This window comes from Achromobacter sp. 18P8.1.1, from assembly GCF_057799415.1.
The window spans coordinates 19413-43554 of record NZ_JBYOKH010000037.1; the positions used below are offsets into that span (position 1 = coordinate 19413).

18 protein-coding genes are annotated in these 24142 nt (G+C 65.8%); 11 read left to right on the forward strand and 7 right to left on the reverse strand.

The annotated features are described in order from the left end of the window. Positions 1–18 precede the first annotated feature (18 nt). The 3 genes from AC27VE_RS21395 to AC27VE_RS21405 are packed head-to-tail and all read right to left on the reverse strand — an operon-like array spanning position 19 to position 3369. Positions 19–1449 (reverse strand): mannose-1-phosphate guanylyltransferase/mannose-6-phosphate isomerase, encoded by a 1431-nt coding sequence (locus AC27VE_RS21395; RefSeq protein ID WP_088589059.1) that lies wholly within the window; start codon positions 1447–1449, stop codon positions 19–21. Between the two features lie 5 nt (positions 1450–1454). Next, positions 1455–1907 (reverse strand): GDP-mannose mannosyl hydrolase, encoded by a 453-nt coding sequence (locus AC27VE_RS21400; RefSeq protein ID WP_488704922.1) that lies wholly within the window; start codon positions 1905–1907, stop codon positions 1455–1457. 52 nt (positions 1908–1959) lie between these two features. Beyond that, positions 1960–3369 (reverse strand): undecaprenyl-phosphate glucose phosphotransferase, encoded by a 1410-nt coding sequence (locus AC27VE_RS21405; protein ID WP_488704903.1) that lies wholly within the window; start codon positions 3367–3369, stop codon positions 1960–1962. A gap of 240 nt (positions 3370–3609) precedes the next feature. Here AC27VE_RS21405 and AC27VE_RS21410 point away from each other — a divergent pair, with 240 nt between their 5' ends. The 7 genes from AC27VE_RS21410 to AC27VE_RS21440 all read left to right on the forward strand — a co-directional run bounded on the left by AC27VE_RS21410 (position 3610) and on the right by AC27VE_RS21440 (position 13308). Next, the gene (locus tag AC27VE_RS21410; RefSeq protein WP_427955590.1) at positions 3610–4746 is read left to right on the forward strand and encodes a polysaccharide biosynthesis/export family protein; all 1137 of its coding nucleotides are present in this window, start codon (positions 3610–3612) and stop codon (positions 4744–4746) included. 82 nt (positions 4747–4828) lie between these two features. Further along, positions 4829–7090 (forward strand): GNVR domain-containing protein, encoded by a 2262-nt coding sequence (locus tag AC27VE_RS21415; protein ID WP_006225572.1) that lies wholly within the window; start codon positions 4829–4831, stop codon positions 7088–7090. Between the two features lie 20 nt (positions 7091–7110). Further along, complete coding sequence (locus AC27VE_RS21420; protein ID WP_088589058.1) at positions 7111–8514, forward strand: phosphomannomutase/phosphoglucomutase; 1404 nt, start codon at positions 7111–7113, stop codon at positions 8512–8514. Positions 8515–8527: 13 nt separating this feature from the next. Then, complete coding sequence (gene pgi / locus AC27VE_RS21425; RefSeq protein ID WP_280026790.1) at positions 8528–10195, forward strand: glucose-6-phosphate isomerase; 1668 nt, start codon at positions 8528–8530, stop codon at positions 10193–10195. A gap of 11 nt (positions 10196–10206) precedes the next feature. After that, positions 10207–11298 carry a UDP-glucose 4-epimerase GalE gene (galE, locus tag AC27VE_RS21430; protein ID WP_488704904.1) on the forward strand — a complete coding sequence of 364 codons (1092 nt, stop codon included), beginning with the start codon at positions 10207–10209 and terminating at the stop codon, positions 11296–11298. A gap of 183 nt (positions 11299–11481) precedes the next feature. Continuing rightward, positions 11482–12429, forward strand: a complete 948-nt coding sequence (gene epsC / locus AC27VE_RS21435; protein ID WP_006225576.1) for a serine O-acetyltransferase EpsC — start codon at positions 11482–11484, stop codon at positions 12427–12429. Between the two features lie 60 nt (positions 12430–12489). Further along, a complete protein-coding gene (locus tag AC27VE_RS21440) occupies positions 12490–13308 on the forward strand; it encodes an NAD-dependent protein deacetylase (protein ID WP_488704905.1) in 819 nt (272 codons plus the stop codon). 138 nt (positions 13309–13446) lie between these two features. Here the strand turns inward: AC27VE_RS21440 and AC27VE_RS21445 are convergent, their stop codons facing one another. The 3 genes from AC27VE_RS21445 to gabT form a co-directional block, all read right to left on the reverse strand. Then, positions 13447–14301: an inositol monophosphatase family protein gene (locus AC27VE_RS21445; RefSeq protein ID WP_006225578.1), complete on the reverse strand. Its 855-nt coding sequence runs from the start codon at positions 14299–14301 to the stop codon at positions 13447–13449. Positions 14302–14590: 289 nt separating this feature from the next. After that, a complete protein-coding gene (locus tag AC27VE_RS21450; RefSeq protein WP_488704906.1) occupies positions 14591–16057 on the reverse strand; it encodes an NAD-dependent succinate-semialdehyde dehydrogenase in 1467 nt (488 codons plus the stop codon). A 126-nt stretch (positions 16058–16183) separates the two neighbouring features. Further along, on the reverse strand, positions 16184–17446 hold the full coding sequence (gene gabT / locus AC27VE_RS21455; RefSeq protein WP_006225580.1) for a 4-aminobutyrate--2-oxoglutarate transaminase: 1263 nt from the start codon (positions 17444–17446) through the stop codon (positions 16184–16186). A 96-nt stretch (positions 17447–17542) separates the two neighbouring features. Here gabT and pdxR point away from each other — a divergent pair, with 96 nt between their 5' ends. Beyond that, positions 17543–19036, forward strand: coding sequence for a MocR-like pyridoxine biosynthesis transcription factor PdxR (pdxR, locus tag AC27VE_RS21460; protein WP_377785534.1), 1494 nt, complete (start codon positions 17543–17545; stop codon positions 19034–19036). Positions 19037–19059: 23 nt separating this feature from the next. On the opposite strand, the gene AC27VE_RS21465 is transcribed toward pdxR, so the two are convergent. Then, positions 19060–19956 carry a DUF72 domain-containing protein gene (locus AC27VE_RS21465; RefSeq protein ID WP_488704907.1) on the reverse strand — a complete coding sequence of 299 codons (897 nt, stop codon included), beginning with the start codon at positions 19954–19956 and terminating at the stop codon, positions 19060–19062. A gap of 129 nt (positions 19957–20085) precedes the next feature. Here AC27VE_RS21465 and AC27VE_RS21470 point away from each other — a divergent pair, with 129 nt between their 5' ends. From AC27VE_RS21470 to AC27VE_RS21480, 3 genes are all read left to right on the forward strand, one after another. Further along, complete coding sequence (locus tag AC27VE_RS21470) at positions 20086–22197, forward strand: ATP-dependent helicase (protein WP_427955612.1); 2112 nt, start codon at positions 20086–20088, stop codon at positions 22195–22197. A gap of 103 nt (positions 22198–22300) precedes the next feature. Continuing rightward, positions 22301–23329: a magnesium and cobalt transport protein CorA gene (locus AC27VE_RS21475; protein WP_427955615.1), complete on the forward strand. Its 1029-nt coding sequence runs from the start codon at positions 22301–22303 to the stop codon at positions 23327–23329. A gap of 90 nt (positions 23330–23419) precedes the next feature. Beyond that, positions 23420–24103 carry a thermonuclease family protein gene (locus AC27VE_RS21480; RefSeq protein WP_488704908.1) on the forward strand — a complete coding sequence of 228 codons (684 nt, stop codon included), beginning with the start codon at positions 23420–23422 and terminating at the stop codon, positions 24101–24103. The last annotated feature ends 39 nt before the right edge of the window (positions 24104–24142 follow it).

Genomic DNA, 24142 nt, shown 5'->3' on the forward strand with positions numbered 1-24142 from the left:
GGTTCTTTCACCGGGTTTTCAGACACGGCCGTAGAGGTCCTGGAAGCGCACGATGTCGTCCTCGCCCAGATAGGCACCCGACTGCACCTCGATGATCTCCAGCGGGATCTTCCCGGGGTTTTCCAGGCTGTGGGTCTCGCCCAGCGGGATGTAGGTCGACTGGTTCTCGGTCAGCAGGTACTGCTTGTCGCCGTTGTAGATGCGCGCCGTGCCCGACACCACGATCCAGTGTTCGGCCCGGTGATGGTGCATCTGGGACGACAGGCGGGCGCCCGGCTTCACCGTGATGCGCTTGACCTGGTAGCGCGGCCCGTGGCCCACCGAGTCGTAGGACCCCCAGGGGCGCTGCACCTCGCGGTGGTGGTTCAGTTCCGACCGGTGCTGGGTCTTGAAGATCTCCACCAGGCGCTTGACGTCCTGCGACCGGGATTTATGGGCCACCAGCACGGCGTCGGCCGTTTCGATCACCACGATGTCGTCCAGGCCCACCGAAGCGACCAACCGGCTGGTGGAGTGGATCAGGCAGTTGCGGGAATCCTCGACCATGACGTCGCCCGTGGTGGAGTTGCCCTCCACCGTCTTCTGGGCGATGCCCCAGACCGCGTCCCAGGCACCTACGTCGCTCCATGAGGCCGCCAGCGGGATGACGACGGCGCTGTCCGTGCGTTCCATGATGGCGTAGTCCATCGAATCGCTGGGGCAAGCCTCGAACGACGGCCCGTCCAGATGGAACAGCCCGCTTTCCCCATGGCCGGTAGCCACAGCGGCCTGCACCTGTTCGAGCATCTTCGGCGCCAAGCGGGCCATTTCAGACAGGAAGACCGACGCCTGGAAAGCGAACATGCCGCTGTTCCAGTAGTAGCCGCCGTCGTCGATGAAGCGCTGCGCCACCTCGGGCGACGGCTTTTCAACGAAACGGCGAACGCGGCGAGCCGGCGCCATGACGCCGGGTTCTTCCGCCTGGATATAGCCGTAGCCGCTGAGCGGCGCGGTCGGGGTGATGCCGAAGGTCACCAGCGCACCCTGGCGCGCGGCCTCGTAGGCGGCGGCGAAGGCCGCGCTGAGCACCTCGCCGTCCTCCAGCACGTGGTCCGACGGCATGATCAGCATGATGGGGTCTTCACCGTCCCGCATGGCCCGCAACGTGGCCGCGGCGATCGCCGGGGCGGTGTTGCGCGCGAAGGGCTCCAGGATTACCTCGGCGTCCTTGATGCCCAGTTCCAGGGTCTGTTCGGCGGCGATGTACTGGTGGGCATCGTTGCACACCAGCATCGGTTTGGCCTGGGCGCCGGCAGAGCCCAGGCGCAGCAGCGTGTTCTGCAACAGGCTGCGGGCATCGGTCAAACGGATGAACTGCTTGGGCAGCAGTTCGCGCGACAACGGCCACAGGCGCGAACCGGAACCGCCGCAAAGGATGACAGCCCGGTAGGGGGGAGGGGGATTCGTCATGGCGCTCACTCCTTGAAGTAGGCCTGGGTGTACGGATGCACGCCGGGGTCGGCGGCGATCTCTTCCGCAGGCAGCCAGCGGTAGCTCTGGTGCTGCGCCTGCGGAAGACAAGCGGTGTCCAACGACAACTCGGCCTCGTAGGCGAGGACGACGTAATGGGTGGAGCGTCCGGCTTCACCCGCGAAATTGGTGCCATAGAAGTGTTCGTACACGCCGCGAGGCGTCCAGGCCTCGGCTGCGATGGCCAGGCCCAGCTCGTCATTGGCGATGCGGCGCAGCGCGTTGCGCAGGGATTCGTTCTTGCGGATCCGGCCGCCGGGCACGAACCAGGCTCCGCGGGCCGGCGGATTGGTCCGCAGGCCCGTCAGATAGCGGCCATTGACGTCGCGCAGCAGCAGGTCGATGGACACCAGCGGCAGCATCTCGACCGCCTGGCGGAAGTCGGCCTGGGCCAGCATGCCGCCACGACTGATGTCCGCACGGGCGCTGTGGCCCGGCCATCCCAAAGGCTTAGTAGACATTGCGGCCCGTCCATCCCGACACGGCCGTGCGGGCGATGATCAGCAGGTCCATCCGGAACGTCCAGTGCTGGATGTAGTAGATGTCGTGCTCGACGCGGTCGCTCATCTTGCGCAGCGTGTCCGTCTGCCCCCGGAACCCGTTGACCTGGGCCCAGCCCGTAATGCCCGGCTTGACCCGGTGGCGCATCATGTAGCGCTGCACCAGGTCCTTGTACATTTCGTTGTGCTCCAGCGCGTGTGGGCGGGGCCCGACGACGGACATGTCGCCCATCAGCACGTTCAGGAACTGCGGCAGCTCATCCAGGCTGGTGCGCCGCAGGAAGCCGCCGATGCGGGTAATGCGGGAATCGTTGCGGGTCGCCTGCGTGACCGTGCCATGCTCCTGATGCACGGTCATGGTGCGGAACTTGTAGACGTGGAACACCTTGCCGTCCACGCCCAGCCGCGGCTGGGTAAAGAAAACGGGGCCACGGGACGTCAGCTTCACCATCAGGGCGATTGAGATCATCAGGGGCGACAGGCCGATCAGCGCGCAAAAGGCGAAGCTGCGGTCGAAGACCTCTTTGGCCCAGCCTCGCACGCCGGCGGCAGGCAGGCTGTTGAGCTGGATGGCGGGCAAGCCCAGGAATTCGCCGATGCGGTGGCCCAGCAGCTGGATCGACATCACATCGGGGATCCACCGGATATCCACCAGGTCGTTGCGCAGGTGGTAAAGCACTTCACGCAATTCCTGGCCCGCCTCCATCGGAAGGACGATCCAGATCTCTCGCACGTTGTTTTCATGGACGAAGGCGTGCAGGTTATCCAGGTCCTGCAGGCGGCGCACTTGCGGCGGCAGGCTTTCATGCGGTTCGGCATAGATGCCGGCCACGGTGTAGCCTGCGCCCCGGTACCGTTCGACGCGGCGCCACAGGTCGTGGCCCAGCGCGCCGAAGCCCACCAGCAAGACGTTCTTCTTGTTCAGGCCGCGGTCACGCGCCGCGCCCAGCGCCGCATAGACGGCGATACGCACGCCTGCCAGCGTCAAGGCCGACATGCCGAACCAGGTAGCCGCCCACATGCGGGATATCGCGGCGGTCTGGTGCATGAGAAAACTGACAAGAATGCCCAGCGCGAACACGGTGGCCCAGGCCATCAGGCTGCGCACCACCAGATCCGTCAGCAGGCGTCCTCGCCACGATACGTACAGGCGGAACGCGGGAAAGATGGCGATGACGCCCAGGCCGCACAAGTAGACGAGGAACAGATGGATCTGCGGCGGGTCCGCTAGAGCATCGTCTGAGAATTTCAAACCGGTGGCAGTCAGGCCGCAGGTGATCACGATCGCGGCATCGAGCAAGCGGTACAGATAACTGGCTCCGCTGAATCTTGCCGACGTGTCCGAGTTGGACGGGTCCATCGCGCACTCCTGTTCGTGGGGAGTCTCTTGCGGCGAAAAAAACGATGCACTGCCGCAAAACATGTGGCTACCGACGAAATCTTATTGAGTGCTAGGCGTACCCGAAACCTCCAAACGATGTAGGAGAAGGCTTAGGGCATCCGTCGAATGTGCGGGGCTTCGAAAAGAGAGTGGAATGTCGCAACCCGTTACGCATCGGGCTCCATTCCAAGCAACGAAGTCATTCACAGTGGATTTGCCATGACGACATTTTTCGGAACGTTGAGCCGAGCCATCGCCGCTATCGCGCTCGTGTCCTCGCTAGGCGCTTGCGCCCTGTCTCCCGGTATGACCTTTAATGCCGCCCACCTCGTAGATCCGCTGGATCCGAACTCCGTGGCCCCGATCAAGGAAATCACGCCGTCGCTGGTCGTGGACGACTTGCGCGCCCGCCAGGCACTGATCGACAACGATGGCGTGAACCGCCTGGTCGGCAGTGTCGAGCCCTACCGCATCGGCCCCGGAGACATCCTCTCCATCGTGGTCTGGGATCACCCCGAGCTCGTCCTTCCGACGCAAACCTACGCCATCGGGACAGGGGTGACCGAACTAGTCATGGGAGATACCGCCTCGGGCATTCCGGGCTATACGGTGTCATCCACTGGATACATCCAATTTCCCTATACGGGATTGCTGAAAGTGGCGGGGTTGACGGAACTTCAGGCGCGCAATCTCATAGTCAATAGTTCCGGCAAGTACATCCAGGATCCGCAGATCACGGTACGCGTGCTTGGCTATCGCAGCAAGCGCGTCTACGTCGAAGGCGAGGTCAAGTTGCCGGGCACGGTTGCCATCAATGACATCCCGATGACTCTGCTCGAAGCGGTCAACCGCGCGGGAGGTTTGTTGCCCACCGCCGACCGCAGCGCCGTCTATGTGATTCGTGATGGCCGCCGTACCCGCGTGAACTTGCCCGCGCTGATCGAACGTGGCCAGGACTTGAATCAGGTCATGCTGAAGTCAGGCGACATCGTGCGTGTGACGCCGCGTGACGACAGCAAGGTGTTCGTGATGGGCGAAGTGTTCCTGCCCACCACGGTGGTGATGCGCGACGGACGCATGTCGTTGACCGAGGCGCTGGGCATGGCGGGAGGACCGAACCAGCTCTCGGCTGACGCGTCGCAGATTTTCGTAGTGCGCAGTACTGAGCAAGCGACGCCGCTGGTGTTCCATCTGAACTCCAAGTCGCCGCAGGCTCTGGCGGTAGGAGCGAAGTTCGAGTTGGAACCCAAAGACGTCGTGTTCGTGGATACGGCAGCGCTGGTGCGGTGGAACCGCTTCATCAGCAACCTGTTCCCGAGCGCACAAACGGTACAGACCGTGAAATCGATCAACTAGTCCGCCTTTCGGGGTCGCCAGACCCTAAACCACGCCTTTGGGGGCGCCGCGACCGCGGCGGCGCCCACGTCTGGAGAGCTGCATGTCGTTGCCCATCGAATCATTCGAGCCGAACGTCCCGGCTCGCCAGCAGGAAACCCCGTTGTCGTCCCACGTGGATGCGATCGTCTCGAACCGGTGGATGATCATTGCCATCACCTTGCTCGCCTTTCTCGGCGCCTTGGCATACGTGATGGTCACGCCATCGGTCTATTCGGCCGACATCATCGTGCAGGTTGAAGAGGAAATGCCCAATGGCCAGGCGCGCAGCCTGCTCGGCGACGTCTCCGCCATGTTCGACACCAAGGCCGAGACGTCCGGCGAAATGGAAGTGCTGCGTTCGCGCATGGTGGTGGGGCCGGCTGTCGACAAGTTCCTGCTCTACATCCACGCGAAGCCGCGCTATTTCCCCGTGGTGGGCGAATGGCTGGCGCAGCGCTATGAAGCGCTGCCGTATCCGTCCAGCCTGCCGCGCGGCGGGTATGCATGGGGCGGGGAGTCCATCGCAATCTCGCAACTGGACGTGCCCAATGAATGGCTGGGCAAGCCCTTTCGCGTGACCACGCTGGGCGAAGGCCGCTACACGCTGACCGACAAGTTCACCGGCGCCACGTTCAACGGCACCGTCGGCAAGCCGGAACACTTCCTCTTGCCCGGCGGCGGCGCGATGGACGTGCACATCGATGCGCTGGCCGGCCGCCCTGGCACCGAGTTCACGGTGTCGCGCAGTTCGCGTCTGGCAGCGATCGAAGACGTGCAATCGCACCTGGGCATCTTCGAGCGCGGCCGCGCTTCGGGCGTGATCGGCGTCACGCTGGAAGGCAATGATCCGGCGTTGACCACGGCGGTGCTGAACCAGATCGGCCAGGAATACGTGCAGCAGAACGTCAACCGCAAGTCGGCCCAGGCCGAGAAGTCGTTGACGTTCCTGGAGCAGCAGCTGCCTATCCTGAAGGGCGAACTGGACGCCGCCGAAACCAAGTACAACGCGCTGCGCAACAAGCGCGGCACGATCGACTTGAGCGAAGAAGCCAAGCTCATCCTGGCGCAATCGGTGGACGCGCAGACCAAGGTGATGGAGCTGCGTTCCAAGCGGCAGGAACTGATCACGCGCTTTGCGCCGACCCATCCCAGCATCGTGGCCATCGACCGGCAGATCACGTCGCTCTCTGGCGATGTCAGCCGCATCGGCAACAACATCAAGCAGCTGCCGGACCTGGAGCAGGACGTAGTGCGCCTGGTGCGCGACGTGCGCGTCAATACCGAGCTCTACACGGGCCTCTTGAACAACGCGCAGCAGTTGCGACTGATCCGCGCCGGCAAGGTGGGCAACGTGCGCATCCTGGATGCGGCCGTGCAACCCGACCGCCCCGTGCGCCCCAAGGCCGCGATCATCATCGGCGTGGCGACGGCCATCGGCCTGATCTTCGGCATGCTGTGCGCCTTCGTGCGCAACGCGCTGTTCGGCGGCCTGTCGGAACCCGAAGACGTCGAACGCTACACGGGCCTGCCGGTGTTGGCCGCCATCCCGTACAGCGACATGCAGGACAAGTTGTGGCGCCGTAGCCGCCGCAAGAACGCGACCGTGCCCGCGCTGCTTGCGCAAAGCCAGGGCAATGCGCCGCCCATTGAAAGCCTGCGTTCGTTCCGCAATGTGCTGCAGGCGTCGCTGCGCCAGTCCGCCAACAACATGGTCATGTTCACCGGCCCGGTGGCGGGCGTGGGCAAGTCGTTCCTGTCGGCCAACTTCGCCTTCATCCAGGGCGGCGTGGGCAAGCGCGTGCTGCTGATCGATGCCGACTTCCGCAAGGGCCAGCTGAACCGCTATTTCGGCGTGCCGAAAGAAGACGGCCTGTTCGAAGTGTTGTCGGGCACGATCCCGCTGACGCGCGTCAGGAAGCACAGTGTGTCCGAAGGCGTGGACTTCATCGCCACAGGCGCGGTGACCTTCGATCCGTCAGAACTGCTGGCCTCGCCGGTGTTCGGTGCCACTTTGCGTGAACTGGCGTCGCAGTACGACATGGTGATTCTGGATACGGCCCCGGTGCTGTCATCGCCCGACGCGGCGGTGGTGGGCACGCATGCGGCCGCGGTCATGGTGGTGGTGCGCTCCGGCATGAACACCGTGGGCGAGATCCGCGAAACGGCCAAGCGGCTGATCCAGGCCGGCGCGCCCGTGGACGGCGTGTTGTTCAACGGGCTCAAGCTCATGCCGGAGCGCTTCGGCTTCCGGTCCAAGTATGGGAGTTATCGGTATTCCCGTGCGGCGTATTACGGCGATTTCAAACAGAACGGCCCCAAATAACGCCACCCGGAGAAACTGGCATGCACGGAACTTTTGGCTGGGATACCCCGCAAATTCTGGATGCGGTTTTCAAGGCTTATGACATACGCGGCACCGTGCCGGACGAGATCGATGCGCGCTTTGCCCACAGCCTGGGTATGGCGGCAGGCACCCAGGCAAGGGAGCAGGGGGCGCGCTCGATCGTGGTGGGCCGCGACGGCCGGATCAGCAGCGTGGAGCTGGCGGCCGCGCTGCAGGCAGGGCTGCGTTCGGCGGGCATGCACGTCATCGATATCGGCATGGCCACCACGCCGATGGTGTATTTCGCTACGCGCCTGATGGACACCGGCGCCGGCATCGCCGTCACGGGCAGCCACAATCCGCCAGCGCACAACGGCTTCAAGATCGTGCTGGAAGGCGCGTCGCTGTACGGCGAAGGCATCACGGCCTTGCGCGACGCCATGCGCCTGCCCATCGAATCGGCCGCCGTGGCAGGCGGACGTACCCAGATGCAGATCCAGCCCTGCTACGCGGCCCGCCTGCTGGGCGACATCCGCATGGCGCGCCCGATGAAGATCGCCATCGATTGCGGCAGCGGCGTGGCGGGCGCGGTGGCGCCGGCCCTGTTTCGCGCGCTGGGTTGCGAAGTGACCGAACTGTTCTGCGAAGTGGACGGCTCGTTTCCTGGCCATCACCCCGACCCGGCAGATCCGCAGAACTTGCAAGACCTGATCTATTGCCTGCGCTATTCCGACTGCGAAGTGGGCCTGGCCTTTGATGGTGACGGCGATCGGCTGGGGGTGGTGACGAAATCGGGACAGATCATCTGGCCTGACCGGCAACTGATCCTCTTCGCGCGCGACGTGCTCGAGCGCAACCCGGGTGCAGAGATCATCTACGACGTCAAATGCAGCCGCCACGTGGCGCGCGCCATCGTCGAGGCGGGGGGGCGCGCCACCATGTGGAAGACCGGCCATTCGCTGATCAAGGCCAAGATGCGCGAGACGGGAGCGCTACTTGCTGGAGAGATGAGCGGCCACATGTTTTTCAAAGAGCGCTGGTACGGCTTTGACGATGGCATTTACGCCGCTGCCCGGCTGCTGGAGATCCTCTCGGCGGCGCCGGACCCGTCAGGCTTGCTGGAAAGCCTGCCGCAATCCTGCGCGACCCCTGAAATCAAGCTGGACACCGCCGAAGGCGAACAGTTCGAACTGGTGGAGGCATTGCGCGCGCAGGGGGAGTTCCCCGGCGCCATCTCCGTCAACGATCTGGATGGCGTCCGGGTGGACTATGCCGACGGCTTCGGCCTGGCGCGTCCGTCCAACACCACGCCGACGGTGGTTTTGCGTTTTGAAGGAGACACCGTGGCCGCATTGGCCCGTATCGAGGAGGACTTCCGCAACGCGTTCCGGCGCATTGCGCCTCACGTTCGTTTACCGTTCTAAGGAGCATCACGCGATGGGTAAGGCCAACTATGCGATTGAGGCGTTAAGGGCCAATTCCGGCCTGGCGCAAAGCCCCGAGTGGCAGGCCTTTGCGCAGGCCGCGCAGAGCGCCGGATTGGATGCCGGTACGTTGAAAGTAATTGAAGCGGCGGGATTGTGCGTGGACTTGACCATGCAGCGGCAGTCTCCCGCCCTGGAGGCGGCGGCGCTGAACCTGCTGCAGGCGCGTGGGCTGGCGGATGCGCGCCACGCGTTGTTCGCAGGCGACCCCGTCAACTGGACCGAAGGCAAGCCGGCCTGGCATACCGCGTTGCGCGCCGGGCGTACCCGCGAGCAGCCTGACGGCCTGGATGCGGATTCCGTCTGCGAGTATTCGCGCATGACCGATTTCGTCCGCAAGGTAGACCAGACGGCTGATTTTTCCTCCGTGCTGCATATCGGCATCGGCGGCAGCGACTGGGGCCCCCGCTTGGCCATCCAGGCCTTCGGCGGCCCGGGGCAGCGTCGCCAGATCCGCTTTGTGTCCAATATCGACGGCCATGCTTTCCATGACGCCGTGGCCGGCCTGGACCCGCGCCGCTGCCTGGTGGTGGTGTCGTCCAAATCCTTCACCACGTCCGAGACCCTGCACAACGCGCGGGCCGCCATCGCCTGGCTCAAGCAGGGCGGCGTCACCGACGTGTCCGAGCATCTGGCGGCGGTCACGGCGAACGCGCCTGCCGCGCGCGCCCTGGGCGTGCCGGCCAACCAGGTTTTCAAGATGTGCGACTGGGTGGGCGGACGCTATTCCGTATGGTCGGTCGCCGGCCTGTCAATCGCATTGACGGTGGGCGCCGACGTACTGATCGGCATGCGGGCGGGCGCCGAAGCGATGGACGAGCACTTCCAGCAGGCGCCGTTCGCCTCGAACGCGCCGATCCAGCTGGCGCTGGCCGGCCTGGTGAACTGCAGCGTGCTGGGTCACAACTCCCTGAACATCGCCGCCTATAGCGCGCGCTTGCTGCACCTGGTGACGTACCTGCAGCAGTTGGAAATGGAGTCGCTGGGCAAGCGGGTCGCCGGCGACGGCACGGCCGTTGGCGTGCCGACGGCGCCGATCATCTGGGGCATGCCGGGTACCGATGGGCAGCACACGTTCTTCCAGTGGCTGCATCAGAGCGAAGACGGCGCACCCGTCGACTTCATCGCCAGCCTGCAAGGCCATACCGACAGCCCCGACGCACACCGCATGCTGCTGGCCAATTGCCTGGCCCAGCGGCAGGCGCTGCTGCGCGGCAAGTGCCTGGAACAGGCGCTGCTGGACGTGGCCCATATCGACGACCAGGAACGCGCGCTCAGCCTGGCGCAGCACATGGTGCATCCGGGCGGACGGCCGTCGACCCTGATCGTCCTGCGCCAACTGGACCCGCGGGGCCTGGGCGCGCTGCTGGCCTTGTACGAGCACAAAGTGTTCGTGCAGAGCGTGGTCTGGGGCATCAATCCCTTTGACCAATGGGGCGTGGAACTGGGCAAACGCCTGGCCACCGGCATCGAACGCGAACTGGCAGTGCCGGTCTCGGCCGGGGTGGTGGACTGGGGCCATGACGCCTCCACGTCGTATTGGATCGACCGCTATCGCGGCCATGCCCAGGCACCGCGGTCGCGGCACGCGTGGGTGCCGGGCGTGGCGGCGCACCTTTGACGGGGGCCGGCATGGCGGACCTGCATGTGCTGGTGACGGGCGGGGCGGGCTACATCGGCACGCACACGCTGGTCGCGATGCTGGCGGCGGGCCAGCGGCCGCTGGTGCTGGACAACTTCAGCAACGGCAGCCGCGAGGCCGTGCGCCGGGTCGAGCGCCTGTGTGGCGCCCCAATTCCGCTGATCGAGGGCGACATCCGTACCCCCGGTCTCGTGGAATCGGTGCTGGCCGACGCCGCGGGCCGGGGCGAGCCCGTGCAGGCGGTGCTGCACCTGGCCGGCTGCAAGGCCGTCGGGGAATCGGTGGCCGATCCACTCAAGTATTACGACAACAACGTCGCGGGGTCGCTGGCTTTGCTGCAAGCGATGCGCGAGATGGGCGTGGCGCGGCTGGTGTTCAGTTCGTCGGCCACGGTCTATGGCGAACCGCAATACCTGCCGTTCACCGAAGCGCACCCGCTGGCACCGACCAACCCGTACGGCCGCACCAAGCTGATGGTCGAGGAAATGCTGCGCGATGTCTGCACGGCGTCTCCTGCTTTCAGTGCGGTCACGCTGCGCTACTTCAACCCCATTGGCGCACACCCCAGCGGGCTGATCGGTGAAAGCCCGCGTGATCTGCCCAATAACCTGTTTCCCTTCATCACCCAGGTGGCGGTGGGCCGGCAGCCGTTCCTGCGCGTGTTCGGAGACGATTACGACACCGCCGACGGCACGGGCGTGCGCGACTATCTGCACGTCATGGACCTGGCGCAAGGCCATGTGCAGGCCTTGTCGTATTCCGAGGATCACCCCGGTTTCGTGGCGGTGAACCTGGGCACTGGGCAGGGCACCAGTGTGCTGGAGCTGGTGCATGCCTTTGAACGGGTCAATGGCTGCCGCATTCCGGTGCGCACGCAGGGGCGGCGTCCTGGGGACATCGAGCGGATGTGGGCGGACCCCGCCCTGGCGGCCGCTTTGTTGGGCTGGCGCAGCACGCACGATGTGGCCGCCATGTGCGCCGACGGGTGGCGCTGGCAGCAAGGCAATCCGCAAGGCTACGACGCGCCCGGCGAGTTGCCGCCGGGGCACGGGGAGCCCGCCGCTACCCAGGCCGCCGCATAACCCCAATGGCGTGTCGGAGGGGTTACGGAAAAAGGGCGGTAGCGGTTACAGTTGACGGGATTATTGCGTAGCAACATGGCCCGGCGGCTTGGCCGCCCGGGCCATGCACCGTCAGTGAGGCACTTCCATGTTTGAATTCCATCCGTATGCCGGGCAGAACGGCGCCTTGCCGGAGCAGTGGCAATGAGCGGCCCCTCCTACCTGCCGCCGGCCCACTGGAACCTGGACAGCATCGTGTCCGGCCTGCGCGACGCGCGCGTCGCCTGGCGCGGCCCGCGCGGCCGCTTGCGCGAAGACTCGGGCTTGCGCGAGTTCCCGTCGCAGGAAAGCCTGCGCCAGATCGTCAAGGACCTCTGTGGCGCCTTGTTCCCGATGCGTCTGGGTCCGATCGACCTGCGCGAGGAAGTCGAAGACTTCTACGTCGGGCACACCATCGGCGCGGCGCTGGACGCGCTGCTGCACCAAGTCTGTCTTGAACTGCAATACGTCGGCCGCCATGAACACGTGGACCCCGCTGAAACCCAGCGGCGTGCCATCGAGATCGTGCGCCAGTTCGGCGCCGAGCTGCCGCGGGTGCGCGCTGCGCTCGACCTGGACGTGACCGCGGCCTACCAGGGCGACCCGGCGGCGCACAGCGTTGACGAAGTGCTGCTGTGCTATCCCGGCGTGGCGGCGATGATCCATCACCGCCTGGCCAACGTCCTGTACCGCCTGAACGTGCCGATGCTGGCCCGCATCGTGGCCGAGATCGCCCATGCTGACACCGGCATCGACATCCACCCCGGCGCCACCATCGGCCGCAGTTTCTTCATCGATCACGGCACGGGCGTGGTCATCGGCGAAACCGCCATCATCGGCGACCGCGTGCGGCTCTACCAGATGGTGACGCTGGGCGCCAAGCGCTTCCCGCCCGGTGAAAACGGCGAGCTGAAGAAAGGCCTGCCGCGTCACCCGTTGATCGAAGACGATGTCGTGATCTACGCTGGCGCCACGATTCTGGGCCGCGTCACGATCGGCAAGGGCTCGACCATTGGCGGCAACGTCTGGCTGACGCGCAGTGTGGCCCCGGGCAGCAACGTCACGCAGGCCAGCCTGGTCAGCGACATGCCGGATTGCGGCCTGGGCGGCTGAACCGCCTTTATCGATGCGCGCAGCGCCGCGTGCGCGGGCGGCCAGGACAGAGGAGTCAGGATGGATACACGAGTCTCGGATCTGGCCGCGCTGCGCGGCTTCGTCGACCGCCACCCGCGGCTGTTTGTACTGACGGGGGCGGGCGTCAGCACCGACTCCGGCATCCCCGACTACCGCGATACCGAAGGCGAATGGAAGCGCAAGCCGCCCATGACGCTGCAGACCTTTATGGGCGACGACCTGGCGCGCGCCCGCTATTGGGCCCGCAGCATGGTCGGCTGGCGCCGCTTCGGCAGCGTCAAGCCCAATGATTCGCACCGCGCGCTAGCGCGGCTGGAGTCGCGCGGCCACGTCACGGTGCTGGTCACGCAAAACGTCGATGGCCTGCACGAAGCGGCGGGCAGCCGCGAAGTCGTGGACCTGCATGGCCGGCTGGACGAGGTGCGTTGCATGAATTGCGACTGGCGCGGCGGCCGCCAGCCCTGGCAAGAGGCACTTCTGCAGGGCAACCCCGAATGGACGTCACTGGACGCCACGGATGCGCCCGACGGTGACGCCGACCTCGAGGGCGAGGATTTCTCGCGCTTCAGCGTGCCGCCTTGTCCGCGCTGTGGCGGCATCGTCAAGCCGGACGTGGTCTTCTTCGGTGAAACCGTGCCCCGCGATCGCGTGGACCGGGCCAATGCCGGCCTGATGAGCGCCGATGCGGTGCTGGTCGTCGGCTCGTCGCTGATGGTGTATTCAGGCTATCGTTTCGTGACCGCGGCGTCCCGCAACGGCATGCCGATCGCCGCCATCAACCTGGGCCGCACGCGGGCCGATCCGCTGCTGACCCTGAAGGTGGAACAGCCCTGTGCGGTGGCGTTGGATGCCTTATAGGCACGCTTTTTGCCGGCCGGTTTTTGACCGGTCTAAGCAAGTGCTTGCCCCGTAAGGGATTTTTCGCTCTGTTACAGACCTTTCCATAGGGTTGTCCACAGGAACTGTGGATAATTCCTAGGGATAACCCCCATTTTTTTACGTCTCGAGGGGCTCGAGTCCGTCGCCCAGCAACGCCTTGCGGGCGGCGTGCCAACTGCCGGCATCCGGCGCATACAGCAGCCCGCCCGTGCGGTGCGTGGGCTTGTAGGGCGACCCATCAAAGCGCGCGGCATACCCGCCGGCTTCCCGGTGCAGCAGCCAGCCTGCCGCATGGTCCCAGGCCGTCAGCTGGTTGTACAGCGCGACATGGCAATGGCCGGCGGCCAGCATCCGGTATTCATGGGCGGCGCAGCGCAGCGATGCGGTGCTGCCCAGGCGCGACAGGTTGCTATTGACGGTGGTGCGCAACGGTTCGGGCAGCGCACCCGTGGCGATCAGGCCATCCATGTCTTCGGGCGGCGCCGGGCTGGCGACTGCCAGCGGGGCCTGCCGGCCGTTCTCGTATTCCATCCAGGCGCCTTCGCCGCGCACGGCCAGCGCGCTGTCGCGGTTGACGGGGTCGTAGATGACGCCCGCGATGACGTCGCCGCGATGGCAGGCCGCGATCATCATGCCGAACAGGGGCAAGCCAGCCACATAGTTGCGGGTGCCGTCGATGGGGTCGATCAAAAAGGCCAGGTCGGCGTCGACCAGCATGTTCAGCAGGGCGGGATTGCGCGCGGAGGCCTCTTCGCCGATCAGCACGGCGCCGGGGTGCAGCTTGGCCAGGCGGGCGGCGATCAGGCGTTCAGCCGCCTCGTCCGCGTCGGTCACTAGGTCCCGCGGCGAACTCTTGCCCCGCACCGAGCCTTCCGGCAGGTTGCGATAGCGCGGCATGACCTCCGCCAGGGCGGTTTCGGCCAGCACGACGGCAAGCTTGCGGGTGTCCTCGCGGGTAAAAGTTCTGCTCATACTGACTCATCCAGGGAACGCGCAAATCTATCACGCCTGAGCGGCATTTGATCGTGTTTTGCAAGTCACTGGAATGAAAGGACTTTTTCCGGCTATGCAGGAGTTATCTGCCGGGTTGTCCACAGTTGGTGGGGATAAGCGGGCCGAAACCCGCTTATTCTTTGGGCAGCAAACACGCGTAGCGTGCGCGGCGTGGGGGCCGCACCGCCGCCGGGCCGCCCCAAGGCGGTGCCACCCCCTCGGGGGGCAGCAAGCACGCGTAGCGTGCGCGGCGTGGGGGCCTTTTCTCTTAGCCCAGGTCGACGCACAAGTACTTGATCTCGAGGTATTCCTCGATACCGTACTTGGAGCCTTCGCGGCCCAGGCCGGATTGCTTCACACCGCCGAACGGGCCGACTTCGTTGGAGATCAAGCCGGTGTTGATGCCGACGATGCCGTACTCCAGCGATTCCGACACGCGCCAGATGCGGGCGTAGTCGCGGGTGAAGAAGTAGGCGGCCAGGCCGAAGATGGTGTCATTCGCCATGCCGATGACTTCTTCTTCCGTTTCGAAGCGGAACAGCGGGGCCACCGGGCCGAAGGTTTCTTCGGTCGCGAAACGCATCGACTGGGTCACGTCGCGCACCACGGTCGGCTCGAAGAACGTGCCGCCCAGCGCATGCGGCTTGCCGCCAGCGATGACCTTGGCGCCGTGCGAGGTTGCGTCGGCGAGGTGTTCCTGCACCTTTTCCACGGCGCTGGCATCGATCAGCGGACCTTGCGTCACGCCGTCGGCGAAGCCGTCGCCCACCTTCATGGCATTGACCTTGGCCACCAGGCGCTTGGCGATCTCTTCATACACGCCGGCCTGCACGTAAATGCGGTTGGCGCACACGCAGGTCTGGCCGGCGTTGCGGTACTTCGAGGCCAGGATGCCGTCCACGGCGCGGTCCAGGTCGGCGTCGTCGAACACGATGAAGGGCGCGTTGCCGCCCAGTTCCAGCGACAGCTTCTTGATGGTCGGCGCGCATTGCTCCATCAGCGTGCGGCCGACTTCCGTCGATCCGGTGAAGCTCAGCTTGCGCACCACCTCGCTCTCGCACAGGGCCGCGCCGATATCGCGCGAGCTGCCGGTGATGACGTGGAACACGCCGGCCGGCACGCCGGCTTCTTCGGCCAGCACGGCCAGCGCCAGCGCGGTCAGCGGGGTCTGCTGGGCGGGCTTGACGACCATGGTGCAGCCAGCGGCAAGCGCCGGGCCGACCTTGCGGGTGATCATGGCGGCCGGGAAGTTCCACGGCGTGATGGCGGCGGTGACGCCGATGGGCTGCTTCAATGCCAGCAAGCGCTGGCCGGCCTTCGGGCTTTGCAGCACGTCGCCGTCGATGCGCTTGGCTTCTTCGGCGAACCATTCCAGGAACGAAGCGGCGTAGGCGATTTCGCCGGCGGCTTCGGTCACGGGCTTGCCCTGTTCGGACGTCATGATGGCGGCCAGGTCTTGCTGGTTCTGCATCATCAACTGCGCCCACTTCAGCAGGATCGCGGCGCGTTCCTTGCCCGTCTTGGCGCTCCAGGCCGGCAGCGCGGCTTGGGCGCTGGCGATGGCCTGTTCGGTTTCCTTGCGGCCCAGCTTGGGCACGGACACGATGGTCTTGCCGGTGGAGGGATTGTCCACCGGGATCGATGCGCCGTTGCCGGCGCCTACCCACTTGCCGTCGATGTAGCAGGCGTCGCGCAGCAGTTCAGGGCGCGACAGGGGATGGGTCAAAGCGGTCATTATCGGAGTCTCCTTGAATGAAATGCAGCAGGGCCAGGAAACGGCTGCGGGCGTGGCGGTAAACCGCAACACGCCCGCAATTGCCATGCCTGCCCAACCGAAGATCGGGTGTTCAGGCCCTGGGCATCAGGCGGCCAGCGCCTCGGACAGGATAACCAGCGCGCGGTCGAATTGCGCGTCGGGGATGGTCAGCGGGTACAGGAAGCGCAGCACGTTGCCGTACACGCCGCAGCTCAGCAGGATCAGGCCTTGCTCCAGCGCGCGGGCTTGCACGCGCTTGACGGCTTCGGCGTCCGGCTTGCCGTTGGCGTCGTTCAGTTCCAGCGCCACCATCGAGCCCAGACCGCGCACGTCGGCGATACCCGCCACCTTGCCACGCAGGCCTTCCAGATGGGCGCGCAGCTTGTCGCCCAGCACGGTTGCGCGTTCGCACAGCTTTTCTTCGGCGATCACGTCCAGCACGGCATGTGCGGCGGCGACTGCCAGGGGGTTGCCGGCGTACGTGCCGCCCAGGCCGCCCGCGGCCGGGCCGTCCATGACGTCGGCGCGGCCAACCACGCCCGAGATCGGGAAGCCGCCGCCCAGGCTCTTGGCCATCGTGATGATGTCTGCCTGCACCGAGTGGTGTTCCATCGCGAACAGCTTGCCGGTGCGGCCGAAGCCCGTTTGCACTTCGTCGGCGATCAGCAGGATGCCGTGCTCGTCGCAAAGCTTGCGCAGGGCGGTCATCAGTTCAGGCGGGGTGATGTTGAAGCCGCCTTCGCCTTGCACCGGTTCGATGATGATCGCAGCCACGCGCTTGGGATCGATGTCGCACTTGAACAGCAGGTCCAGCGCCTTGAGCGAATCCGCCACGGTGATGGACTGGGTGCCGTTGGGGAACGGCACGTGGTAGATGTCACCCGGCATCGGGCCGAACGACAGCTTGTAGGGGGCGACCTTGCCGGTCAGCGCCATGCCCAGCATGGTGCGGCCGTGGAACGAACCCGAAAAGGCGATGACGCCCGAACGGCCGGTGGCCGAGCGTGCGATCTTGATGGCGTTTTCAACGGCTTCGACGCCGGTCGTGAAGAACGCGGTCTTCTTCAGGCCGTCGATGGGGGCCAGGCGGTTGATGCGCTCGGCCAGCGAGATGTAGCCTTCGTACGGCACGATCTGATAGGCCGTGTGCGTGAAGTTGTCCAGCTGGGCGGACACGGCGGCCTTGACCTTGGGGTGCAGGTGGCCGGTGTTCAGCACGGCGATGCCGCCCGCGAAATCAATGTATTCCTTGCCGTTGGCGTCCCACAGCGTGGCGTTTTCGGCGCGCACCGCGTAGAAGTCGCACATGACGCCGACGCCACGCGGGGTGGCCAAGGAACGGCGGGTATTCAGGTCCTGATTCTTCATCTCTGCCTCGGGGAACGTGGTGGGCGGGAAAAACCTTATTTAATGCTACGATGGCCCCATTTGTGGGAACCACTTTAATAAAACAGGTAGAACCAATTGCGGTCCATTGTAGGTGACTTGCTGCTGCTGCGTTTGGCCGATGGGGCGAACGAGCCGATGAACAAGCGGCTGTACCGCGGCATCCGCGAAGCGATCCTGGACGGCGCCATCGCCGCGGACTCGCGCCTGCCGGCTTCGCGCGACCTGGCTGCCGAACTCGGCATCGCCCGCAATACCGTGGTCCACGTCTACAGCCAGCTGCTGGCCGAAGGCTATACGCGCAGCCGCCAGGGCAACGGCACCTTCGTCAACGCCTCGGTGCCGGATTCCTACCTGGCCAGCGGCCGCCGGCTGCGCCAGCCGCCGAAGTCGCAGCCGGGCCCGGCCTTGTCGCCGCGCGGCGCGGCCATCGTGGATGGCGTGTCGGCCTCGCCCTACCAATGGGGCGCCTTCATGCCCGGGGTGCCCGACCTGACCGAGTTCCCGCACAAGAAATTCGGCCGCATCTTCAGTTCGCTATGGCGCAACCCGTCGCCCGATCTGCTGACCTATGCCTACGGCGGCGGCCTGCCGGCACTGCGCGAGGCGCTGGCCCAGCATCTGGCGCTGACGCGCTCCATCGATTGCGACCCCGAACAGATCATCATCACCGAAGGGTCGCACCAGGCCATCGACCTGACGACTCGCATCCTGGGCGAAGCCGGCGAGACCGCCTGGGTCGAAGACCCGGGCTATTGGGGTGCCCGCACCATCCTGCAGGCCAATGGCCTGCATACCGTGCACCTGCCGGTCGATGAAGAAGGCATGCGCCTGCCGGACGCCGTGGGCACGCCGCCGCGCTTCATCTTCGTCACGCCCTCGCACCAGTATCCGCTGGGTCCGGTCATGTCGCTGACCCGGCGCCGCCAATTGCTTGCCGTGGCGCGGCAATGTGGCAGCTGGATCATCGAAGACGATTACGACAGCGAATTCCGCTTCTCAGGCCGGCCCATCGCATCGTTGCTGGGCCTGGAGCCGGATGCGCCCGTCATCTATATGGGCACCTTCAGCAAGACTCTGTACCCGGGCCTTCGCGTCGGGTATCTGGTATTGCCCAAGCCGCTGACCGCGGCGTTTCAGGCGGCGCATGCAGAGCTTTACCGCGAGGGGCATCTGATGACGCACGCAGCGCTGGCGACGTTCATCGCCGAAGGCCATTACGCGGCCCATATCCGCCGGATGCGCATGCTGTATGGTCGGCGCCGCGCGATGCTGGTCAACCTGATCGAACGCCGGCTGGGTCCGGACTGGCTGCACCGCGACGCCAGCATGGCGGGCCTGCACCTGGTGCTGACCCTGCCGCCGGATATGGATGATTTGCGCGTGGTTGACGTGGCGCGCAGCAAAGGCGTGCTGACGCGCGCGCTGTCGCGGTACTACGTGAATGCGGAAGGGCGGCGGCCGGGCCTGCTGCTGGGCTACGCCTGTGTGCCCGAGCACGACATCGCGCGCAAGTTCGAAGTGCTGTTGGAAAGCCTGGCGGAAGTCGCCCGCAAGCCGGCGGCGGCCTGACCGGCGGGGTCGATACCGCGGCCTTAGAACGGCAGCAGCGCCGACGCGAACGCGGCGGCGTTGCGCATGCCCTGGTCTTCGAAATTGGTGTTGAACACGGCATGCGCCTGGGCGCTTTGCGTCGCCAGCCGCGAAAAGCGCTCTGCCAATTCGGCCAGTTCCTGTTCCGTGTATTCATATTGGAAGCGTCCCGACGAGGCCGTGCCGGATACGTTCCAGGCCGCGGCATTGCGGCCGTGCAGGCGCAGCAGCGTCAGTTCGGGATGGCTGCTTTCCCAAACGGCGGGCACCGTGTTGTCAAAGCCCTGGGGGGCGTCGACCACGGTATGCACCACGCCCAGGTCGCGTTCGAACGCGAGCGTGTCCGCCGTGGCCGCCGGCGTTTCGAACCAGCTACGGTGCCGGAATTCCACCGAGATCAGGTGTTCTTCCATACGCCGTGCGCAATCGGCCACGTGCGCCCGGCCGCGCGCATCGCGCCGGATCCAGGGCGGAAACTGGAAATGCACCGCGCCCAGCTTGCCCGGCATCCGCAGCGGCTCCAGCGCCATCTGGTAACGGCGCCAGAGTTCGTCGCGCAGGTCTTCGGGCATCTGGCCGTGATAGATGACGGGGTCCGGCCAGTCGGCCAACTCGCGGCCAATGTCTGCGGGCAATGCGGCAAGCGGCGTCTGGTGGCCGGTGAACAGCCGGAACGCCTTGATGTTGAAGACGAAATCATCCGGCGTGCGTTGCGCCCATAGATAGGCATTTTCCGCGGAGGGCAGGGCGTAATAGCTGGAATCGACCTCTGCCATGGCAAAGCGCGACGCGTAGAACCGCAGCCGGGCCTCGGCGCTGCGGACGCCGGGCGGGTAGAAGCGACCGCAGGCCAGTAAGGTGGGATCGGTCCAGGAGGCGGTGCCGGTCAGGATGCGCATGGGAAAGGGCGGGGGGCGTGAGGGGGTGGCCACGCTGCTATGATAGCTGGATATATAGCCAGTCATTTGGCCCGTGGCCGCGCATCGTGCGCGCGGCGCCGCGGCGCGCCAAGCGGCCCCCTACGCGTCATGCCCGAACAGAATCCCGCCCCTTCAAACAGCCGCCCCGACCCCCTGGCCGACCTGAACCCCGCCCAGCGCGAAGCCGCCGAATTCGGCGTCAATGGCGCGCATGGCGCGTCGGGCGATGGAGGCCCCCTGCTGGTCATCGCCGGGGCGGGTTCGGGCAAGACCAATACGCTGGCCCACCGGGTGGCGCACCTGATCCTGAATGGCGCGGACCCGCAGCGCATGCTGCTGCTGACTTTTTCGCGCCGCGCCGCCCAGGAAATGGACCGCCGCGTGGGATCCGTGCTGCAGCGGGTCATGAACCTGCGCGGCTCGCAGCAGGCGCCGTCCTTGCCTTGGGCGGGCACCTTCCACGCTATCGGCGCGCGGCTCTTGCGCGACTGCGCGCTGCGCATCGGTTTGTCTGAAGCCTTCACCATCCATGACCGCGGCGATGCCGAAGACCTGATGGGCATGGTCCGGCACGAGCAAGGCCTGTCGTCCACCAAGTCGCGCTTTCCGTTGAAGGGCACCTGCCTGGCCATCTACTCGCGCGTGGTCAACAGCCAGACGCCGGTGGCTGACGTGCTGAAGACGTCCTTTCCCTGGTGCGCCCAGTGGGAAGACGAACTGAAGAACCTGTTCCGTGGCTATGTCGCCGCCAAACAGGATCAGCAGGTGCTGGATTACGACGACCTGCTGCTGTATTGGGCCGAGATGATGTCCGACCCCGGTATCGCCGCTGATGTCGGCGCGCGCTTCGACCATGTGCTGGTGGACGAATACCAGGACACCAATCGGCTGCAGTCGGCCATCCTGCTGGCGATGAAGCCGGACGGCCGCGGCCTGACGGTGGTGGGCGACGACGCCCAGTCCATCTATTCCTTCCGCGCCGCCACGGTGCGCAACATCCTGGACTTTCCCAATCAGTTTCCCGAGCCGGCGCGCGTCATCACGCTGGACCGTAATTACCGTTCAACCCAGCCCATCCTGAACGCGTCCAACGCCGTGATCGGGCTGGCGACGGAACGTTTCGCCAAAGACCTCTGGACCGACCGCGCCTCGTCGCAATTGCCCGAGCTGGTGACGGTCAGCGACGAAGCCGGACAGGCGCGGTGGGTGGCCGACCAGGTGCTGGCCCAGCGCGAGGGCGGCGCCACGCTGAAGTCGCAGGCGGCGCTGTTCCGCACGGCCAGCCACAGCGCCGCGCTGGAACTGGAACTGACCCGCCGCAATATCCCCTTCGTGAAGTTCGGCGGCCTGCGCTTCCTGGAAGCCGCGCATGTGAAAGACCTGTTGTCGCTCTTGCGTTGGGCCGAAAATCCGCGTGGCCGCATGGCGGGCTTCCGGGTGGCGCAACTGATGCCGGGCATTGGTCCGGCCACGGCGGGCAAGTTGATGGACGCCATGTCCGCGTCCGCCGAACCGTTGCGCGCGCTGCGCGAATTCAAGCCGGGGGCAGCGGCGCAGGAAGAGTGGGGGGCGTTTGCCGACACCTATGCGGCGCTGTGCGATCCCGGCCTGCGTTGGCCGGCTGATGTGGACCTGGCCCTGCGCTGGTATGCCGGCCAGCTGGAACGCCTGTATGACGATGCGCGCGTGCGAAAGACCGACCTGGACCAGTTGGTGCGGCTGGCGGCAGGCTACCCGTCGCGGGAACGGTTCCTGACCGAACTGACGCTGGATCCGCCCGACGCCACCAGCGACGAATCCGGCGCCCCGTCGCGCGACGAAGACTACATGATCCTGTCCACCATCCACTCCGCCAAGGGCCAGGAATGGAAGGCCGTCTATGTGCTGAACGTGGTCGACGGCTGCATCCCGTCCGACATGAGCACGGGCACCGCCGAAGAGATCGAGGAAGAGCGCCGCCTGCTGTACGTGGCCATGACCCGGGCCAAAGAGCGCTTGCAGCTGATCGTGCCGCAACGCTTCTACGTGCACCAGCAGACGGGCATGGGCGACCGCCACGTCTATGGTTCGCGCACGCGCTACATCACCAATGCCATGCTGCCGCTGTTCGACCATCTGCCCAAGCCGCCCGCGCTGCCTGATCTGCCTGGCGGCCAGCCCAAGGAACCGCAGGCGCCCAGCATCGACGTGACCAAACGGGTCCGCAGCCTGTTTTCCTAGGGCCTGTGCGCGGCGCCTTCGAACGTTGACAGCCCGAGCCTGGGCTATCATCGGCCGATAACCATAAGTTGTCCGGTAGGGATCGCATTGCCTGAGGTAGTCCATGTCCGCTGAAGAGAATTTCGCCGACGCCCACAAGGGCGAGGTCGTCGCGTCGATAGCCTATGTGAACGGGCGCCGCGACCGGGAAGTGCCCATCGACGAGGTGGGGCAGCACATTAGCCAGTACAACGGCCAGCCGCAGGGGCAGCCGCCCGGCATGTTGTGGATCGGTTTGCGCAATCCCACGCCGGAATTGCTGGCCCGGGTCACCGGAGAACTCGGCGCCTGCGGCAAGAACCAGGAAGAAATGCTGGAACCGCACCGGCGCCCGAAGATCATCGACTACGGCAATATGGTCCTCATCGTGACCATCACCGTCGAGGTCGAGGCTGAACGCCCGATCTTCGGCGAGACCCAACTGCTTATCGGCGACGGCTTCCTGGTGACCGTGCGCCGCGGCGCAACGGCCGCCCATAGTCCCTTGCGCGAACGGTTGGAGGCGTCGCCCGACCTGCTCAAGCGCGGCAGCGACTACGTGGCGTCCGAGGTGCTGGACTGGCTGGTCGACCGCTATGTGGCCGCCGCCGGCAAGATCGAGAGCGTGGTGGAAGGCGCCGAGCAGAAACTGCTGATCCGCGGCGCCAAGGATTCCGATATTCGCAGACTGTACCGCCAGCGCCGCGATTTGCTGCGCATCCACACCGTGGTGTCGCCGATGACCGAGATCTGCCGCCGCCTGGCGCGGGTCGAGATGTCGGCGGTGGACGAACACGCGCGCCCCTATTTCGGCGAAGTCGCCGACCGCGTGCTGCGCGTGGACGAATTGTTCAACGCCTTGCGGGAGTCGCTGGCCTTCGCGTTTGAAGCCAGCTTGATGATCGGCCAGGCCGCGCAGAACGACACCACCCGCAAGCTCGCGTCCTGGGCCGCTATTCTTGCCGTGCCCACGGCGATCGCCGGCATCTACGGCATGAACTTCGAATTCATGCCCGAACTGAAGTCGCCCTGGGGCTATCCCATCACGCTGGGCGTCATCGTGTCGGTCTGTTCCATCCTGTATTGGCGTTTCCGCAAATCGGGCTGGCTGTAGGACCGGACGCAGTCCTTTTCTGCACGCCGGGCGGTTGGCGGCACGCGGCGTGTGGCAAACTTCCAGCGTTTCTAACCTGGAGCCCGGCCGGTGCGTGGCAAACCTTCCTTTCGCGGCGGCAGCAAGCTGACCGCCCTGATCGTCGCCGTGATCCTTGCGGCTGCAGGCGCCATCGTCAATTGGCTGCAGCCCTCGGGGCGTGATGCGCCCCGTCCGCCGGCCACGGGCACATCGACGGCACCTGGTCAGACCCAGACCCAGACCCAATCCCGCTCCGGCCCTGCGCCGGCGGGCGGCGTGCCCCAGGGCAGTTACACGCTGACCGGCACCATCGTCAACGTGGCCGACGGCGATACCGTGACGCTGCGCGCACCGGACGGCCAGCGGCGCATCCGCATGGACAGCATCGATGCGCCGGAGGAAGGCCACGGCGCCGACCAGCCCGGGCAACCGTATGCCGAGGCCTCGCGCAAGAACCTGGCCAGCCTGGTGGCAGGCAAGACCCTGACCGCCCAGTGCTACGAGAAAGACCAGTACGGCCGCGACGTGTGCGCGCTGATCCTTGAAGACGGCCGCTCGGCCAACCGTCTGCAGGTAGAGGCCGGCTACGCCTGGGCCTATACCGCCAGAAAGGGCGACTACCTGCGCGACAAGGCCATGCCCGACCTGCAACGCCAGGCCAAGGATGCCGGTCGTGGCCTGTGGGTGCAGCAGGGCGCCATGCAGCCCTGGAAATGGCGCTACGACTGCTGGCGTCAACGCCAGTGCGGCTGAGCGTGACGGCGTCGGACTGCCTGGCATGGCCGCTAGGGG